Genomic DNA, 16,768 nt, shown 5'->3' on the forward strand with positions numbered 1-16,768 from the left:
GTCCGCTACGGCATGTCTGCGTAGCGGACAGCATTGGCAAGGGCCTGTTCCAGTCCCTTGGTATCCAGCGCCTTCACATAGGCAGGTGTGTCGCGCTGCCAGCGCCAGCCTTCGGCCAGCGGACCGGCGTTGACGACGTCGAACCCGAATTCGCGAATCAGGGACGTCACCAGTTCTTTGGACGCCGCGTCGTTGCCGGCAATCGGCAGCGCGCGGCGGTTCGGCGTTCCGGCGGGGGTAGCCTGGCTGGTCAAGTGATCGGCCGCGATGTTGTTGAACGCCTTCACCACGTGCGAATCGGGCAGGTGGTTCTGCAGGAGTTCGCTGGTGGTGAGGGACTCGTCGTCGAGCTCGGCGATGTTCCCGTCCCGCTGGGGGTAGTAGTTCATGGTGTCGATGACGGTCTTGCCGCGCAGTTCCTCCACCGGCACATCCGCGTAGTTCTTCAACGGGATGCTCACCACCACTACGTCTGAGGCTTTCGCGGCTTCGGCCGGGGTGGCTGCGCGGGCATGCCCGCCCAATTCCATGATGAGTGCCTGGAGGGTCTCGGGGTCCCGCGAGTTACTGAGGACGACGTCGTACCCCTGCTTCACGGCGAGCCGCGCCAACTGTGAACCGATGTTCCCGCTGCCGATAAAGCCGATGGTCCGAATACGAGGTGTGCTCTCCAGTGTGCTCATAAAGGCATAACCGAGGAGGCTGCCAAATATTCCGACCCCGCTGTTACGTCGCGGAAATCTACGTTCCCTACGATCGGCCCATGACTGCACCCTCCCGTCCCTTTGCCCTGTCTGGTCCAGCCGCCCCGCACGACCCCCGCCGTCGTCGGACACTGGCGTGGATGGGGCTCGCCGTCTTCGCGCTGCATCTGCTGGGGTGGGGCGGTTTCCTGCTGGCGGTCGCACCGCACGGATACAGCACGGCCGCCGGATCAGGGTTCGGCGCCGGACTTGCCTTGACCGCCTACCTGCTGGGCGTGCGGCATGCATTCGATGCGGACCATATCGCGGCGATCGATAACACGAGCCGGAAACTGGCTGCCGGCGGCGACCCGCCGGTCTCGACCGGGTTCTGGTTTGCCCTGGGCCATTCAACCGTTGTGCTGCTCGCCGTCGGACTGCTCGCGGCCGGCGTTGACGCAGTCGCCGGGCAGCTCACCGACGATGCCTCGGTGCTTCGACAGTTTTCCGGGGTGTGGGGGCCGGCTGTTTCCGGCACCTTCCTGCTGGCAATCGGGACCATCAACCTGCTGGCCCTGCGCGGCATTGTCCGGGCGTACCGGAAACTGCGGGACGGGAGATACAACGAGGTCGAGCTGGAGCGGACGCTGGATCAGCGCGGATTGGTTGCCCGGATGCTGGCTCCGGTGGCACGCCGCGTGGATAAGGCCTGGAAGCTGTATCCACTCGGCTTCCTGTTCGGGCTCGGGCTGGACACCGCCACCACCATCGGCCTGTTTGTGGTGGCGGGCGGCGCCGTCGTCGTCCTGCCGTGGCAGGCGGTGATGGTGCTGCCGCTGCTGTTCACTGCGGGCATGGTCCTTTTCGATTCGCTGGACGGGATCCTCATGAGCCGGGTGTACCGGTGGGCCTTCGACTCTCCAAAACGGAAACTGTTCTACAACCTGGTCATTACAGCCGTTTCGGTGCTGGCTGCCTTCGGCGTCGGCGCATGGGTGCTTGGCGGACTGTTCACCGAGACACTGGCGCTGGAATCGGGGCCCGTCGCGTGGCTGGGTAACCTGAACCTGGAGTATCTCGGCTTCTCAGTGGTGGGTCTGTTTGTTGGCGTCTGGGGAATTGCCTACGCGTTTTGGCGGGTCTCGGGGGAGCGGCTGGCTGCGGCAGAGAAGGGCTGAGTCCGCCGCACCGGCAGCGGCTTAGTGGAGCCGGCCCGCTACAGCCGCCGCAGGTAGCGTTCCGGACCGTTGAGGAAACTCTTCCAATTGGTCACCAGATCTAGTTCGTCCCACTGACGCTCCCGGAATCCCCATGGACCCAGCTCGAGGATCCGGGCTCCCGGAAGCGCAGCGAGCAGCGGCGAGTGGGTGGAGAGCAGGACCTGCGACTTGCCGTCCGCAAGTTTGTCCTTCAGGACACCCAGCAGTGCCAGGCAGCCGGAGAAGGACAACGCGGATTCGGGCTCGTCCAGCACCCACAGCCCCGGGCCGCGGAACCTGTCCTCCGCCAGGGCCAGGAAGGATTCCCCGTGCGAGAGGGAATGGAACTCCACATCCAGGCGGGATGTGGAGGGGTTCTCCTCCAGGTAGGTGAAGAAGCCGTGCATGGTCTCGGCCCGCAGGAAGTAGCCCCGCTTCGTCCCGCCGGGATTACGGACCAGCTGCAGGTGGCGGCTGAGCTCTGATTCGGTGCTGCGGGTGGTGTGGCGGGCACCAGTGGAACCGTCTTCGGGGGAGAGGCCAAATGCCAGTGCCACCGATTCGATCAGCGTGGACTTGCCGGACCCGTTTTCGCCCACCAAGACTGTGGCCTGGGCAAGGTCAAGGCCCGCCTTCAGCAGCTGCGCCACCGGCGGGAGGGTTGCAGGCCACTTCTGCCGGTCCAGGGGTTCCAAGGGGTGCTCCCGAACCTGGCGAATGGGGTATCGGTCCGTGAACATACGCAGATTCTGCCACGAACAGGTGTACCGGATCAGGCAGGGGGATCGCCGCGCAGCTGGTCCTTCCACGACCGGTAGACGGGGTCGGTTTCCCGTGCGGCTTCATGTGCCGTATCCGAAAGCGCCCGGATCACTGCTCCCTCCGCCGCTAAATCCAGGCGCTGTGCACTGCCGTCACCCCGCCCGGCGCCGTTACCGGGCTTGGGGCCGCCGACCGGCCCGGCGCCGTTCGGATGCAGGGACGGCGGCCGCCAACCGGCCGCCGTCGCACTGGACAGCACCTTGGCGGTGCCGAGGACGCCGACGGCGCGTTGCCGGGTGCCGCGCAGGTCAAGGTCTTCGTACAGGTAGTCCCCGTTCGGGCCGGTCAACCGGGTGATGCTCCGCAGCGGCCCGGCCTCCTCTCCGGAGCGGCCAAGGACCAGCGTTTCGCGGAGCAACACCCGGGCGCCGACGCCCAGCTTCACACGGGTTTCACGCAGCACGTTGGATCCGGCGGCAGCCACAAACGGTGCTCCCTCCCAGATCAGCACCGCGCCCTCATCCAGCACCGCCTCGAGCGTCCAGCGGGCCTGCTTGCCTTCGGCGTCGTAGGCCACCATGCCGGCCGGCTCGACCACTTCCAAGGTGACACCCGGACCCACAGCCACCTCAATCCGGACGTCGTCTCCGCCGAGCAGCATCATGTGGATGCCGATCAGTGCCACCCGCAGCTGCCGTGCCCCGGAACCCCCGGAACCCCCGGAAGCCCCGGAACCGCCGGCAACCGGACGGGGCGCCAGATAATGCCCCTGATCCAGGAGCGCGAAACGTGCTCCCTCCCCGGAGGGTTCCACCGCGATACGGGTAGGCCGCTGCCCGGCGGGGTGCGCGCCGGACGGTGCGGAAGAAGGCACCCGCTCAGTGCTGGTGGACAGTGTCTTCATCCCCGTGCGCGTGGACAAACCCGCCGTCTTCGTCCGCATGGAAATGCGGCGCCATGGGTCCGGGGTCCTGCGGCGTATGCTGCCCGGATCGGTGCAGTGCCACCAACCCGCGGACCCAGGCGCAGAGTTCGTCTACGGTGTCCTGCTGTTTGCGGGAAAGGGCCAGCACCGGAGCGCCGTCCCGTGCCTCGACGGCGTCCGCCACCATTTGTTCCACGTCCACTTCCACGTACGGAGCCAGGTCTATCTTGTTGATCACCAGCAGATCGGCACGGGCAATACCCGGTCCGCCCTTCCGCGCGACGTCGCCGCCGCCGGCAACGTCCAGCACAAAGATCTGTGCGTCCACCAAGGCAGGGGAGAAGGTGGCCGTGAGGTTGTCGCCGCCGCTTTCGACCAGGACGAGGTCCAGCGGCGCGAAGTCGGACTCCAGGTCCTCCACGGCGAGCAGGTTGGTGGTCACGTCATCGCGGATGGCCGTGTGCGGGCAGGCACCGGTTTCCACTGCGCGGATACGCTCCTCCGGAAGCACACCCGCGGAGCGCAGGAACCGGGCATCCTCATCCGTGTAGATGTCGTTGGTGATCACGCCGATCTGCAGCTCGCCGGCCATGGACCGGCAGATCGTGGCAATCAGCGAGCTCTTGCCGGTACCGACCGGACCGGCAACTCCCAGGCGCAGTGAACGGGTGGACGGGGCAGCAGCGGGGAACGAATTGTCAGGCAACGAATAGTCTCCTTGTTCTAGTGGTGTGGTCTTCGGCCCAGTGCTCCATCAACGGGGCGCTGAGGGCGGGAATATCGTCTAAGCCGCCAATGAGCAGCGACTCCACGGCGACGGCGTCGATCTCTCCGGCGGCGTCCAGGATCCAGGCGGTGGCATCCATCGGATCGATGGGCAGCAGCTTCAGGGCAGCTGCCACCACCGACTGCGCATCGTCGTAGCAGCAGAGCCGGGCGAGCTGCAGCTCGCCGACGCCGAGCGCAGCGGCAGTTACCCCCAGGGCCACGGGCCGGGTGGGCCGCGGGACGGTCCGCTGCAGCTCGACGACGGCGGGAGAGTCCGGTCTCAGCTTCCCGGCCAGTCGCAGCATGCCGCGGCCCAGACGGCGCGAGGCTTCCCGCTGCGCAGCGGAGGGCGTCCGCGCGTCGAGGGCAGCTTCGATCCGGGCAAAGCTGATGCCCGCTGCGCCGCAGGCGGACCGGTGCGCCAGCACCGCGGCGGCGGTTTCCACCCGGACCACTGTGTGCAGCCGGGCGAGCAGGTAGTGATACACGCCGTCGACCCCAAGGCCGGCCAGGACCGCAGGCTCCAGGCCCGCCGAATGTGAGTACGCCCCGGAGGGCAACCGCGAATCGGCCAGCAGGAAAGCCGCAACACCGGCGTCGGGAGCTGGCAGCATCGGTTCCACTAGAACAGCGAGTAGCGCTGGGTCAGGGGCAGCTCGGACGCGGGGGCCGGTTCAATGACCTGCCCGTCGATGCTGACCATAAATGTTTCCGGGTTCACTTGGATGTCCGGCAGCGCCGTGTTGTTCGGCAGGGACGCCTTGGTGACGTCACGGGTGGAGCGGATGGCGGTCAGTGTGCGGGTCAGCCCGAGGCGGTCCGCCAATCCGTCGTCGAGCGCGGCCGGCGCCACGAAGGAGGTGGACAGATGCGGTGCCGACGACGCCGTTCCCGCCAGTGCTTCCCGCATCCAGACGGGCTGGGGTGTGGGCAGGGTGGCATTGGGGTCACCCATCTGGCCGGCCACAATGGCTCCGCCCTTGATCACCAGGGTGGGGCGGATGCCGAAGAACGCCGGATCCCACAGCACCAGGTCCGCCATTTTGCCGATCTCGACGGATCCGACCTCGTGGTCGATGCCGTGCGCCACGGCCGGGCAGATGGTGTATTTGGCAATGTAACGGCGCACCCGCTCGTTGTCGGCCGGAAGCTGTGAGTGCGTGGCGCCCATGTACTCCTTCATAACGTGCGCCACCTGCCAGGTGCGGGTGATCGTTTCGCCGATGCGTCCCATGGCCTGGGCGTCGGAGGAGGTAATGGACATGGCGCCGAGGTCCTGGAGGACGTCCTCGGCCATCATGGTGTTGGCCCGGATCCGGGACTCGGCAAATGCCAGGTCCTCGGGGATCCGGGGATTCAGGTGATGGCAGACCATCAGCATGTCCAGGTGCTCCGCCACGGTGTTGACCGTGAAGGGGAGGGTCGGGTTGGTCGACGCCGGCAGGACGTTCGCGGCGGCAGCCACTGTGATGATGTCCGGAGCGTGCCCGCCGCCGGCACCTTCGGCGTGGAATACATGGATGCCGCGGCCGTTGATCGCCTCCAGCGTGTTCTGCACATAGCCGGCCTCGTTCAGTGAATCCGCGTGCAGGGCCACCTGGACGCCCCACCGGTCCGCGGCGGTCAGCGCGGCATCGATGGCGGCCGGCGTCGAGCCCCAGTCCTCGTGGACCTTGTAGCCCGCGGCTCCGGCCAGGGCCTGCTCTTCCAGCGAGGCCTGGCTGACGGTGTTTCCCTTGCCGTACAGCAGGAAGTTCAGCGGGAGGTGGTCCAGTGCCCGGTGCATCACCTGCAGGTTCCAGGCGCCCGGGGTCACCGTCGTCGCCTTGGACCCTTCGGCCGGTCCGGTGCCGCCGCCGCCCACGGTCGTGATGCCGGAGGCAAGCGCTTCCCGCAGGGCGTCCGTGCCCAGCAGATGGACGTGGGTGTCGATACCGCCGGCCGTGAGGATCCGGCGCTCGCCGGAAATGATCTCGGTTCCGGGGCCGATGATCAGCGCCGGATCGATTCCGTCCATGATGTCCGGGTTGCCCGACTTCCCGATGCCCGTTATCCGGCCGTTCCGGACCCCGACGTCGGCGCGCACAATGCCCCAGTGGTCCACGATGACGACGTTGGTGATCACCAGGTCCGGAGCGCCCTCGGCGGAGGTCCGGGTGGACTGGGCCATGGACTCGCGGATGTTCTTGCCGCCGCCGAAGACGGATTCGTCCCCGCCGAAGGTGTAATCCTGTTCCGGGCTGATCCAGAGATCGGTATCGCCCAGCCGGATCGAATCGCCCGTGGTGGGGCCGTACAGGTGGGCGTATTCGTGCCTGCTGATCCGCATGTTCAGGCCCCTTCCTGCGCGGTACCCCGGAGTTGAAGGCCGGGAACGGTGCCGGTGCCCGCCAACCGGACGAGGGTGACCTCGCGGGAGGCACCGGGTTCGAAGCGGACGGCCGTACCCGCCGGGACTTCCAGCCGGAAGCCGACGGCGGCATCCCGGTCGAAGCGCAGCACCGGATTCACGTCCGCGAAATGGAAGTGGGAGCCGATCTGGACCGGACGGTCGCCGTCGTTGGTCACCACCAGGCTGCGGGTTTCACGTCCGGCATTGATCTCTACGTCTCCCTGCGCGGTACGGATCTCACCCGGCACCAGGTTCATGAGATCGGGTCCGTAATAGTGACCAGCTTTCGGCCGTCAGGAAACGTGGCTTCAATCTGCAGATCCGGAATCATTTCCGGCACCCCTTCCAACACTTCGTCGCGGCGCAGGACCGAGCGTCCCTCGCTCATCAGGTCGGCGACCAGCCCGCCCTCGCGTGCCCGTTCCATCACCCAGCAGGAAAGCAGGGCCACGGCCTCGGGGTAGTTGAGCCGGATGCCGCGTTCGCGGCGGTCCCGTGCCACCATGCCGGCAACGCTAAGCAGCAGCTTGTCCTTATCAGCGGGAGTGAGGAACATGCGCCGATTCTGCCACCGGGTTGTTTCCGTCGTGTTGCGTAATTTGCGTATGCGGAGGAATTGGGAGCCTGCAGTTTTCCGCCATAGACTTCGGCAGTGAATTCCGGACTGCTGCTGGCCATCTTGATCGCCGTCTTTGTTGGGGGAATCGCGCAGCGTGTGGCCGGGATTGGTTTCGGGCTGCTGCTGGCGCCGTTCTTCATTGTTGCCCTCGGCCCGTACCCGGGTGTCGTGGTAACCAATGTTTGCGGGATGCTCGCCGCCGGTCTGGTGATCCGGCACGTCTGGCAGCGAATCGACTGGAAAATGTACGCCTCGCTGGCCGTCCCGGCGGCGCTCGGCGTCGTGCTGGGAACGTACGCGGCATCGGTCCTTCCAGTGGGCCCGCTGGAAATCGGGGTCGGAATATTCATGCTCGCCGCCCTGACCTCATCCCTGGTGCTGAACCGCACCCAGGTGGTGCTGCGCGGAGGTTCGCCGAAAACTGCCGCAGGACTTCTGGCCGGCATCAGCAACTCCATGGCCGGAGCCGGGGTTCCGGCCGTGAGCGCCTACGCGGTACTGGCCCGGTGGCCGCAGGCCTCCTTCATGGCAACCATGCAGCCCTTCCTTGCCACCCTGAGCATCGTGACACTGGCGGCCCACGCCGTGGTGGACCCGGGGGAGTGGCCGCAGCTTGCCTGGTGGATCTGGGCACTGCTGGGCATCCTCACGGTGGCCGGACTTCGAGCCGGAAGCCGGCTGGCACCGCACGTTCCCGAGTCCACGGCCCGCCGCGTCGTCGTCGTCCTGGCCTATCTCGGAGCCGTATCCGCCCTGGTGAAGGGGATCATCGACCTGCAGTAGCCGTGCTGGAGCCTATTTGCCGCCGGACTTCCCGGCACGGTCCTTGGCGGCCTTGGCAACCTTCACGGCTGCAGCGGCCTTGGCGACCTTCACGGCCTTTCCGTGCTTGTCGGCTTTGTCGGCTTTGGCGGCCTTCGCAGCCTTCGCAGTCTTGGCGGCCTTGGCGGCTTTGGCGGCTTTGGCAGCACCCTTGGCCCCGACCGCTGCTGCGGTACCCATCACCGGCGTCGGAACCGTGACGACCTTGACCTTGGTCTTCGGCCGCTTGCGGTCCAGGACCAGTGCGGCCGCAATGCCGGCCATCCAGGTGTCCTTCGCCAGCCCGAGGCCGTCGGGGGTGGGGCGGATGCCGTCCGCCTCGGTCATTCCCGGCGTCATGAGGTACATCCGCACCATGCCGCCCGAGAAACAGCCGAGCATGAGCCCGGCCAGACGGCTGGGGACGAACGGGAGCAGCAGGGACAGCCCCACGCAGATCTCGGCCGTGCTGAGCAGCTTGCCGAATTTCGCCGGTTCAATGTCCTGTACCTGGGGAAAGGCATGGGCGGCCATCTGCTGCAGGTAGGCCGCGTTTTCGGCATCCATATTGCGCTTGTTGAGGCCGGAGTTGAGGATGTAGGCGCCGGTGGTCAGGCGCAGGGGAATGTGGCTGAGTTTCATGGGGGTCCCTTCACAGACGATGCAATTCCGAGCCTACGGCCGCCGCGGTGCCTGCGCCAGAGTAGACGCTGGAACGAACGGTGGCGAAGAGCGGGGCAAAAATGTCCGAAACGCGGGGGAACAGGTTACTCACCGGTCGCCATCTCTGCTTTCATAAAGGGGTACGCTGCAGCAGCTGTCGACACAAGAAGGTTCCGATGGAATACCTCCCGGGTGAGCATCCTCGCCCGCGTCATTTCCTCCTCCATCTCAGCGACACGCACCTGCTCGGGGGTGACAACCGCCTGTATGGCGCAGTGGACAGCCATGCCAAACTCCGTGCGCTTTTCGCCCGCCTCGAAGACAGCGGACAACGGCCTGAGGCTCTGATTTTCACCGGCGACCTGGCGGACCGAGGGGAAGCCGGTGCCTACGCCAAGCTCCGGGAGATCGTTCTCCCTGCCGCTGAGCGGATGGGCGCCCGGGTGATCTGGGCGATGGGCAACCACGACAACCGCGCGGCTTTCCGGCAGGTCCTGCTGGACGAGGCCCCGGAAATGTCACCCGTGGACCAGGTGCACCACCTCGGCGGGCTGCGGATCATCACCCTGGACACCACCGTCCCGGACCACCACCACGGGGAGCTCAGCGACGGCCAGCTTGCCTGGCTGCGCCGTGAACTGCAGACGGCCGCTCCGGAGGGAACCATCCTCGCAATGCACCATCCGCCGGTCCCCAGCGTGCAGGACCTCTCCGTCCTGGTCGAACTGCGGCAGCAGCACCGGCTTGCAGGCGTCCTGGCGGGCAGCGACGTCCGGGCCATCATTGCCGGGCACCTGCACTATTCGACGTTCGGGACCTTCGCCGGAATCCCCGTGTCCGTGGCGTCAGCCACCTGTTACACGCAGGACCTCACGACGCCGGGAACCCGAGGCCAAGACGCGGGCCAGGGCTACAACATGGTCCACCTCTACGAAGATTCGGTGGTGCACTCCGTGGTGCCTTTGGAGGAAAGCGGCACCGTGGGGGAGCAGGTGGGGCCGGAGGAAACCGCTGCCCGTCTGGCGGAAGCAGGTATCCGGCTACCAGATGCGCTCACACTGACATCCGCCTAGTCCCGGGGCGGCTCCGGACCCAGGTTGAAGAACCGGCCGGTGACGGTTTCGGGCACAATCTCCACGTAGCGGTACTTCTCCGTCCGAACCCAGGGCTGCAGGGGAAGGCTGTCCGCCGCTTCGATCTCGGCGCCCGTCTCCAGGAAGCGGGTTGTCCCCTTGACGACGACGGACCAGGCCTGGTCGCTGTGGACGCCGTCGGCTTCGAACGCGACGTACGTATTGACCGCCATTTCCGCCAGCTTCGTGCCCGGCGCGGTGCGAAGGAGGAGCACGCCGTCGTGTGCCAGATAGTTGATGGGATAGATGCTGGGCCGGTTCGCCACACTGACCGCCAGACGGCCGTGGTGGGTGTGTTCCAAGTACTTCCAGCTCTGTTCATCAGACAGTTCAACGACCGGGGGAAGCTCTTCATTAGTCATGCACTCAGTGTGCCAACGGTGTCCGACCACCGCCACCATCAGGTTGCTTATGAACTTGACTCTGTCCCGGCCCTTGCAAGAGAGTGGACTAGGTAGTATTGCCCCGCCAGCAATAAACCTCACCACCGAGGAGCACACGTTTATGACAGACGCAGGACAGCAGCATTCCACTTCCGGCCAGAACGACGCCGGAGACCCGAAGACCCTGACCACACGCCAGGGACACCCGGTCTACGACAACCAGAACACCCGGACCGTGGGAGCCCGTGGCCCGGCCACGCTTGAGAACTACCAGCTCCTCGAGAAGATCAGCCACTTCGACCGTGAGCGGATCCCCGAGCGCGTAGTCCACGCCCGCGGTTTCGTGGCGTACGGCGAGTTCGAGGCTTCCGGCAAGTGGGGCGACGAGCCCATTGCCAAGTACACCCGCGCCAAGCTTTTCTCCGAGCCCGGCAAGAAGACCGATGTTGCCATCCGTTTCTCCTCCGTGATCGGCGGACGTGACTCCTCCGAGGCCGCACGCGACCCCCGCGGCTTCGCCGTCAAGTTCTACACCGAAGACGGCAACTGGGACATGGTCGGCAACAACCTGGGTGTCTTCTTCATCCGCGATGCCATCAAGTTCCCGGACGTGATCCACTCCCTGAAGCCGGACCCCGTCACGTTCCGCCAGGAACCGGCCCGCATCTTCGACTTCATGTCGCAGACTCCCGAAGCCATGCACATGCTGGTCAACCTCTTCAGCCCGCGCGGCATCCCCGCGGACTACCGCCACATGCAGGGCTTCGGCGTGAACACCTACCGCTGGGTCAACGCCGCCGGCGAATCGAAGCTGGTCAAGTACCACTGGCTCCCGCAGCAGGGCGTGAAGTCCCTGACCGAGGAAGACGCCGCGAACATCCAGGCCAACGACCTGGGCCACGCCTCGAAGGACCTCTACGAGGCCATCGAACGCGGCGACTACCCCAAGTGGGACCTGTACGTTCAGCTCATGGATGACCACGATCATCCGGAACTGGACTTCGATCCGCTGGACGACACCAAGACCTGGCCGGAGCAGGAGTTTGAGCCCAAGTACGTGGGCACCATGACCCTGAACCGCAACATCACGGACCACCACAACGAAAACGAGCAGATCGCTTTCGGTACCGGTGTCCTGGTGGACGGGCTGGACTTTTCCGACGACAAGATGCTCGTTGGCCGCACGTTCAGCTACTCCGATACGCAGCGCTACCGCGTAGGCCCGAACTACCTGCAGCTTCCGGTGAACTCCGCGAAGAACGCACGCGTCGCCACCAACCAGCGCGGCGGCCAGATGTCCTTCGGCACCGACCTCGCGCCGGGCCAGAACCCGCACGTGAACTACGAGCCGAACATCACCGGCGGCCTGCAGGAAGCAGCCAAGCCGGAGCAGGCCGAGGTTGGCCCCGAGCTTGAGGGCCGCCTGACCCGCGCCCGCCTGCCCCGCACAAACGACTATATGCAGGCCGGCCAGCGCTACCAGCTGATGGAGCAGTGGGAGAAGGACGACCTGGTCGCCAACTTCATTGCCAACGTCGGCCAGGCTGTCCGCCCGGTGCAGGAGCGCATGCTCTGGCACTTCTACATGAGCGATGACGAGCTGGGCGCACGCGTCGGCGAGGGCCTGGGCATCAGCTTGGACGAGATCAAGGATCTCGGCCCGCTGGCCACCCAGACACTCAACGAGGAAGAAACCGAGCGCATGAAGAACCTGGGCCACAACGGTCCCCGGAACGTCGAAGGCCTCACCATGACCCACTGCGTGCCCAATGAGCACGTGGTAGTTACCCGGTAAGGAACTTCCACAAACAACGACGGCGCGGCCGCACTTTTAGTGCGTTCCGCGCCGTCGTTGTTTAATTCCCTACTTTTCCCAGGGTGCCCGGACCGGGAAGTACTTTTCGAGGAAGTCCGTCACCCGTTCGGCCCGTTCCGCCGCGGGGACTTCCGGGAAGCTTCCGTCGTTAAGGCAGAACATGTCCTTGTGGCGTTTGGCGAGCAGCCGGTCCATCATCTTCAGGCCGGCGTAACTGGTGGTGTCCACGTACCGGACCTTCGCCGTCTCCTGCGTGACCGCCCGGCCTGTGAGCAGCGCGTAGTAGTGGTAGAGCGAGTTGGTCACGGAGATGTTGTCCTTGGCCCGGAAGGTGCTCGCGGCCGTGGCAGCGAACTCCTCGGGGAACTCCGCCTCCATTTCCAGCAGGACACTGCGGCGCAGGGGAGCTGCCGTGTGTTCCAAGTGGCGGGTGGTGACCCGGCCGAAGCGCTCCCAGAGCAGCCGGCGGTTCACCCTCGCAGCATTTTCGAAGCCGCTGCGCTCGGAATCATTGGCGCCCAGGCCAATCCGGGTGCTGGCTTCAATGAACTTGGTGATCCCGCCCGGGGAGAAGAACATGTCCGGGGCAACGGGACGGCCAAAGAACATGTCGTCGTTGGAGTACAGGAAGTGTTCCGCCAGTCCCGGGATGTGCTGCAGCTGGGCCTCGACCGCCTGGGAGTTGTGCGTGGGCAGCACGGACGGGTCCTTGAAGTGCTCGGAGGCAGGCACGAAGGTGACGGACGGGTGCTCAGCCAGCCAGTCCGGCCGCGGCGAGTCCGAGGCAATAAAGATGCGGCGGATCCAGGGGGCGAACATGTGCACTGAACGGAGGGCGTACTTCAATTCGTTGATCTGCCGGAACCGGGCCTCGTGGTCGTCGCCTTCGCCCACCACGGCGCCGCTCATCCGGGCGGCGCGGGCGGCCTGGAACTCGGGGGAACTGCCGTCCACCCAGGAGAACACCAGATCGATGTCGAACCGGATGTCCGTGGCGTGGTCCGCGAACATGTTCTCGATGGTCGGCCAGAGCAGTCCGTGCTTTTCCACGGTGCCGCGGACCACCTCGGCAGCCGGCAGGGTTCGGCGGGTGAGGGAGTTCTCCACGGGCAGGGTGATGTTCTCGCCCTCCAGGTCCCAGAGTTCAATCTGCACCCCGGCCGAGCCTGAAATCAGCAGGTTTGTGCCGGTGAATGCCCGCGGGCGGTACACGCGGATGATCCGGGCCTTGTCGATGGAGGAGAGGTCCCCGTCTGCGATCAGCAGGGTCCGGCTCTTTTTGGTATCGACGGTCCGGGCGTAGAACGGCTCGTCGCGGCAGGCCTCGACCATCGCCTTCCGCAGCTGCTGGCGCACCCGGAGGTCGACGGCAATGACCGGACGCTGGTCGTTTCCGCGCACCAGAAGGTACTCCACCCCGGCGTCGTCGAGCACCCTGCGCACGAAGAGCAGGTCCTCCACCATGGCCTCGTGCGGTGTGAGACCGGTGTCCATGAGGGCCAGGCGGCCCTTGACCAGGGCGACATTGGTTCTTTGCTCCACTCGCTGGAGCACCGCGGGGGAAGCGGCGAGCAGGGTCTCCGGTTCGAGATCCGGTTCCGGGGCTCCGAAGTAGATATCGTGTTCGGCGGCTGTATCGGTAATAGGAACCTCCTAGGGCGGGTGGGCGCCCATAGTGCAGGCGCTGATGAGTGCTGCGTTGCACGGGAACTGCTGCCGGGCGTCCGGCGGGTCCTTCAAGATGCGCCGGGGATGCTCCGAACGCTATGTGCTCAACCGCGGGCCGCCAGTAGCATTGTCTTCGGACACGGACATTCCGGGAGTAGATGTGGGATACCGTAACACCGCCCGTGGCAGCACCGCGCGTAAAGCCATGGCTCGTAACATAACCGCCCGTAACACTGGCCTGCTCGCGGCAGCTTTGCTCCTCACCAGTATCTCATCCTGCGCTGCGCCGCCGCAGGAGGACCCGACGTCGTCCGCGCCACAGTGGTCCACCTATACGACGGCGGATAGCAGCCTCCGCTTCGAGCACCCGGCCGGGTGGGACATCCGGGAGCTTCCGGCACGCGCCAATGATCCGGCGGGCGGGGTGTCGCTGGAAGTGCTCGACGACGGCGGCCGCGTGCTTGCCCGGCTGGACACCGGCATCATCACGGACCTGAGCTGCACCGAACCTGCCGAACCGGCGTCCTACGTGGAGTATGAGAGCGTGCCGATGCCGAAGCTGGAGTCGAAACAGGGGTCCGACCAGCGGTTTGTCTACCGCTCCCTGGCACCGTCCGGGCCACGCAATGCCCAGGCAACCTACGCCGTGGTGAGCGGTCAACAGCAGAGTCCGGAATGCGGGCTGTTCGATTTCTTCAGGCTGACCGAGTCGAGCGGGGGACGGTTTGCGGGGGAGTACGGGGACGGTTCCGGGGATGCGCAGGACACGGATACCTATCTCGACGGTGCCGAACGGTACCGGGAGACGCAGGAATACAGCGACATCAAGGAGATGCTGACGTCCCTGCGCAACGCGGATTAGGACCGGGTGGGCAGCTGCGGGAGCACTTTCATCCGAGACTCCCAAATGCCTCATTTATAAGCCGGCTGATTTCTGTGAGCACTCTGGTGCCCTGTGGATAAGTCGCTACGCTCTGCAGCGGCCTGATTACTATGGCCGAACCGACTGCTTGATCCTTTGTCTCGCGGCCCACCCAGCCTTGGGGGTTTTCGAATGCGTAAAGTTCTCCGCCGTACCGTCCGAGTGAGGCTTGCGACCGTCGCGGTTGCGGTCCCGTTGCTGTTCCTGACCGCGTGCTCGGGTGCGTCTGGTGATTCCGGAGCAGGGAAGCAGCCTTCGAGTCCGGCTGCCACGGCTTCGGAAACGCCGACTCCGACTCCGACTCCCAGCGCCGAGTACAAGCCCGCGTCGGCTGAGGGGCCTGCGGAGAACGTCCCGCTGCCGGTGATGCCGGAGGAGGCGAAGGTCGAGTCCAAAGAAGGGCTCGAGGCCTTCGCCCGGTATTGGTATGAGCTGGTCAATTACGGCTTTGAAACCGGAGACGTGGAACCGATCCGCGCAATCAGCGGCCCGGACTGTGCTGTCTGTGACACTTTTTACTTGATGGTGGGTAAAGGATATGAAAACGACGACTGGATAGTTGGAGGCCAAATCGAAGTGCAAGGTGTCCACTCAGACTTCGTTTTGACACCCGACAGTCGCTACCAGGTCCTTATTCAGGAGAAGCAGGACGAAATTTCCTATTTTGGTCCGGCTGGCCCGTATGGGACGCGCGCGGGAACAGAAGCTTCAGGAGTCCAAATGATTGAAGCGCGCTTCAGCGACAGAGGGTGGTCCGCCGACGTGGTCGTCACGATCAAGAGCCCAACGACATGAAGGCCTCCTCAAGGTTTCTTTGGGCGGGGGCATGTTGTCTCCTTGTCTCGTTTTCTTCGACTTCCGTTCAGGCGGGTGAGGCGGATGTTGGTTGGCACGAGGACGACAAGATTTCAGGTTCTGTTTACTCGGAGGACCCGGCAACAGGGGTATGGACGACTCTCCCGGTAGGTATCCCTGAGGACCCTTCCGGCTATCGTTTTGAGCCGGTGTGTTTTGACGACCTTGCGGGCGATGTCTCCTGCCTGGCAGCGAACCAGGCCGCATGCACAGCTGGCGAGGACGGCCGGCTTGTCTATTGGTTCTCCGGATTGAAGACAACGGACCCAAGTACTTGGACAAAGGTCAGCGAAACCCCGTCCTGCATCTATTCCGAAGAGCCCGTGGACGTGGGCGAGCAGATCCAGGCGCAGATCCTCACCGCCTTCCAGGAGCGCCAGATAGCTGCCGGGAAACTGGTCCTGCAACCCAGTCCCCACACGCTGGTAGGGATGGAAACCAACGTTTACGTCGAGGCCGCAGAGCAGGTCTTTGAAATGGTGCTGCTGGACCAGACGGTCCGGATTGTTGCTACCCCCACCGAGTTCGAGCTGAACTATGGGGACGGCACCGTGTACGGGCCTACTAGTGTCCCGGGGGCACCGTTGGCCCAGGAGCGGTGGGGTGAGCAGACCCAGACCAGCCACAAATACGATGCCAGCGGCGACTACCATGTGGGTGCCACTGTGCATTTCTCCGGAGCCTATTCCGTGAACGGCGGACCGATGATTCCCATCGATGGTCGTGCAGCGGTGTCCTCCGAAGCCCAGACCCTGAGCGTCTGGCGGGCGGAAACCCGCAGCGTCGCCGACAACTGCCTGGTGAACCCGAGCGGTGTCGGATGCTAGCCCGACACAAGCCCGACACAGCGTGGTATGAGCCTGCGAACTACGGTTTCAAGCCGGCGAAGCGGGGCTCGTAGAGTGACTAGCAGCCCGGAGTGTGACAGCGATCAGCCGGTTCCGGCCCGGCAGAGCGGTGCGGCACATAGTCGGGCTCTTCCTGCCTCTCCATGCCGAGCAGTCTGCCCCGGAGGGCCGCGAATCGCGTGAGTTCCGGGCGCCGGGCCCGGAAATCCTTCGATTTGTCGGAATCCCTACGGTTTGTGACAATCCCTGCGCCGCGCAGCGCGGGGATCCGGACAAGGTGCGGGGATTCGGACAAACCGCAGGGGGGATCCGGACAAGGTGCGGGGATTCG

General features: G+C 65.2%; 18 protein-coding genes. 7 read left to right on the forward strand and 11 right to left on the reverse strand.

Features of this window, described 5'->3' with window-relative positions; genetic code table 11:
- Positions 1-5: 5 nt before the first annotated feature.
- Positions 6-656: an NADPH-dependent F420 reductase gene (locus N2L00_RS03735; protein ID WP_255863579.1), complete on the reverse strand. Its 651-nt coding sequence runs from the start codon at positions 654-656 to the stop codon at positions 6-8.
- Between the two features lie 107 nt (positions 657-763).
- On the opposite strand from N2L00_RS03735, the gene N2L00_RS03740 reads away from it, so the two are divergent.
- A complete protein-coding gene (locus N2L00_RS03740) occupies positions 764-1,861 on the forward strand; it encodes a HoxN/HupN/NixA family nickel/cobalt transporter (RefSeq protein ID WP_255863516.1) in 1,098 nt (365 codons plus the stop codon).
- Positions 1,862-1,899: 38 nt separating this feature from the next.
- On the opposite strand, the gene N2L00_RS03745 is transcribed toward N2L00_RS03740, so the two are convergent.
- Genes N2L00_RS03745 through N2L00_RS03775 form a run of 7 tightly spaced genes read right to left on the reverse strand, consistent with a single transcriptional unit; the run spans position 1,900 to position 7,285 of the window.
- Positions 1,900-2,622: an ATP-binding cassette domain-containing protein gene (locus tag N2L00_RS03745; RefSeq protein WP_255863515.1), complete on the reverse strand. Its 723-nt coding sequence runs from the start codon at positions 2,620-2,622 to the stop codon at positions 1,900-1,902.
- Between the two features lie 32 nt (positions 2,623-2,654).
- Positions 2,655-3,566 (reverse strand): urease accessory protein UreD, encoded by a 912-nt coding sequence (locus N2L00_RS03750; protein WP_255863514.1) that lies wholly within the window; start codon positions 3,564-3,566, stop codon positions 2,655-2,657.
- Positions 3,523-4,275, reverse strand: a complete 753-nt coding sequence (gene ureG / locus N2L00_RS03755) for an urease accessory protein UreG (protein WP_255863513.1) — start codon at positions 4,273-4,275, stop codon at positions 3,523-3,525. The genes N2L00_RS03750 and ureG overlap by 44 nt, the downstream gene beginning before the upstream one ends.
- A complete protein-coding gene (locus N2L00_RS03760; RefSeq protein ID WP_255863512.1) occupies positions 4,268-4,951 on the reverse strand; it encodes an urease accessory protein UreF in 684 nt (227 codons plus the stop codon). Before N2L00_RS03760 ends, ureG begins: the two co-directional genes overlap by 8 nt.
- Positions 4,952-4,959: 8 nt before the next feature.
- On the reverse strand, positions 4,960-6,666 hold the full coding sequence (locus N2L00_RS03765) for an urease subunit alpha (protein ID WP_255863511.1): 1,707 nt from the start codon (positions 6,664-6,666) through the stop codon (positions 4,960-4,962).
- A 2-nt stretch (positions 6,667-6,668) separates the two neighbouring features.
- Positions 6,669-6,986, reverse strand: coding sequence for an urease subunit beta (locus N2L00_RS03770; RefSeq protein WP_304659956.1), 318 nt, complete (start codon positions 6,984-6,986; stop codon positions 6,669-6,671).
- A complete protein-coding gene (locus tag N2L00_RS03775) occupies positions 6,983-7,285 on the reverse strand; it encodes an urease subunit gamma (protein WP_255766901.1) in 303 nt (100 codons plus the stop codon). Before N2L00_RS03775 ends, N2L00_RS03770 begins: the two co-directional genes overlap by 4 nt.
- Positions 7,286-7,381: 96 nt before the next feature.
- Here N2L00_RS03775 and N2L00_RS03780 point away from each other — a divergent pair, with 96 nt between their 5' ends.
- Positions 7,382-8,131 (forward strand): sulfite exporter TauE/SafE family protein, encoded by a 750-nt coding sequence (locus N2L00_RS03780; RefSeq protein WP_255863510.1) that lies wholly within the window; start codon positions 7,382-7,384, stop codon positions 8,129-8,131.
- Between the two features lie 12 nt (positions 8,132-8,143).
- Here the strand turns inward: N2L00_RS03780 and N2L00_RS16135 are convergent, their stop codons facing one another.
- Positions 8,144-8,791, reverse strand: coding sequence for a hypothetical protein (locus tag N2L00_RS16135; RefSeq protein ID WP_308219750.1), 648 nt, complete (start codon positions 8,789-8,791; stop codon positions 8,144-8,146).
- Between the two features lie 197 nt (positions 8,792-8,988).
- Between N2L00_RS16135 and N2L00_RS03790 the strand changes: the two genes are divergently transcribed.
- Positions 8,989-9,885 (forward strand): phosphodiesterase, encoded by an 897-nt coding sequence (locus tag N2L00_RS03790; protein WP_255766903.1) that lies wholly within the window; start codon positions 8,989-8,991, stop codon positions 9,883-9,885.
- Here the strand turns inward: N2L00_RS03790 and N2L00_RS03795 are convergent.
- Positions 9,882-10,307, reverse strand: coding sequence for a pyridoxamine 5'-phosphate oxidase family protein (locus N2L00_RS03795; protein WP_255863509.1), 426 nt, complete (start codon positions 10,305-10,307; stop codon positions 9,882-9,884). The two genes, N2L00_RS03790 and N2L00_RS03795, sit on opposite strands and share 4 nt — an antisense overlap.
- 142 nt (positions 10,308-10,449) lie before the next feature.
- Here N2L00_RS03795 and N2L00_RS03800 point away from each other — a divergent pair, with 142 nt between their 5' ends.
- Entirely contained in the window at positions 10,450-12,123 is a 1,674-nt protein-coding gene (locus tag N2L00_RS03800; protein WP_255863508.1) for a catalase, read from the forward strand.
- Between the two features lie 69 nt (positions 12,124-12,192).
- Here N2L00_RS03800 and N2L00_RS03805 read toward each other — a convergent pair whose 3' ends face one another.
- Positions 12,193-13,686 (reverse strand): stealth family protein, encoded by a 1,494-nt coding sequence (locus N2L00_RS03805; protein WP_370647056.1) that lies wholly within the window; start codon positions 13,684-13,686, stop codon positions 12,193-12,195.
- A 331-nt stretch (positions 13,687-14,017) separates the two neighbouring features.
- Between N2L00_RS03805 and N2L00_RS03810 the strand changes: the two genes are divergently transcribed.
- From N2L00_RS03810 to N2L00_RS03820, 3 genes are all read left to right on the forward strand, one after another.
- Positions 14,018-14,674, forward strand: coding sequence for a hypothetical protein (locus N2L00_RS03810; protein WP_255766906.1), 657 nt, complete (start codon positions 14,018-14,020; stop codon positions 14,672-14,674).
- Positions 14,675-14,866: 192 nt separating this feature from the next.
- A complete protein-coding gene (locus N2L00_RS03815) occupies positions 14,867-15,529 on the forward strand; it encodes a DUF6318 family protein (RefSeq protein ID WP_255863507.1) in 663 nt (220 codons plus the stop codon).
- 209 nt (positions 15,530-15,738) lie between these two features.
- Positions 15,739-16,416: a hypothetical protein gene (locus N2L00_RS03820; RefSeq protein ID WP_255863506.1), complete on the forward strand. Its 678-nt coding sequence runs from the start codon at positions 15,739-15,741 to the stop codon at positions 16,414-16,416.
- Positions 16,417-16,768: the final 352 nt, after the last annotated feature.

It is taken from the genome of Arthrobacter sp. zg-Y1171, assembly GCF_025244845.1.
In the GTDB taxonomy this organism is placed as follows: domain Bacteria; phylum Actinomycetota; class Actinomycetes; order Actinomycetales; family Micrococcaceae; genus Arthrobacter_B.

What these genes read in the sequence shown, in the direction of transcription:
- N2L00_RS03740 (WP_255863516.1), top strand. Translation starts at nt 764, where the DNA reads ATGACTGCACCCTCCCGTCCCTTTGCCCTGTCTGGTCCAGCCGCCCCG.
- N2L00_RS03745 (WP_255863515.1), bottom strand. Translation starts at nt 2,622, where the DNA reads ATGTTCACGGACCGATACCCCATTCGCCAGGTTCGGGAGCACCCCTTG.
- N2L00_RS03760 (WP_255863512.1), bottom strand. Translation starts at nt 4,951, where the DNA reads ATGCTGCCAGCTCCCGACGCCGGTGTTGCGGCTTTCCTGCTGGCCGAT.
- N2L00_RS03765 (WP_255863511.1), bottom strand. Translation starts at nt 6,666, where the DNA reads ATGCGGATCAGCAGGCACGAATACGCCCACCTGTACGGCCCCACCACG.
- N2L00_RS03770 (WP_304659956.1), bottom strand. Translation starts at nt 6,986, where the DNA reads ATGAACCTGGTGCCGGGTGAGATCCGTACCGCGCAGGGAGACGTAGAG.
- N2L00_RS03775 (WP_255766901.1), bottom strand. Translation starts at nt 7,285, where the DNA reads ATGTTCCTCACTCCCGCTGATAAGGACAAGCTGCTGCTTAGCGTTGCC.
- N2L00_RS16135 (WP_308219750.1), bottom strand. Translation starts at nt 8,791, where the DNA reads ATGAAACTCAGCCACATTCCCCTGCGCCTGACCACCGGCGCCTACATC.
- N2L00_RS03790 (WP_255766903.1), top strand. Translation starts at nt 8,989, where the DNA reads ATGGAATACCTCCCGGGTGAGCATCCTCGCCCGCGTCATTTCCTCCTC.
- N2L00_RS03795 (WP_255863509.1), bottom strand. Translation starts at nt 10,307, where the DNA reads ATGACTAATGAAGAGCTTCCCCCGGTCGTTGAACTGTCTGATGAACAG.
- N2L00_RS03800 (WP_255863508.1), top strand. Translation starts at nt 10,450, where the DNA reads ATGACAGACGCAGGACAGCAGCATTCCACTTCCGGCCAGAACGACGCC.
- N2L00_RS03810 (WP_255766906.1), top strand. Translation starts at nt 14,018, where the DNA reads ATGGCTCGTAACATAACCGCCCGTAACACTGGCCTGCTCGCGGCAGCT.
- N2L00_RS03815 (WP_255863507.1), top strand. Translation starts at nt 14,867, where the DNA reads ATGCGTAAAGTTCTCCGCCGTACCGTCCGAGTGAGGCTTGCGACCGTC.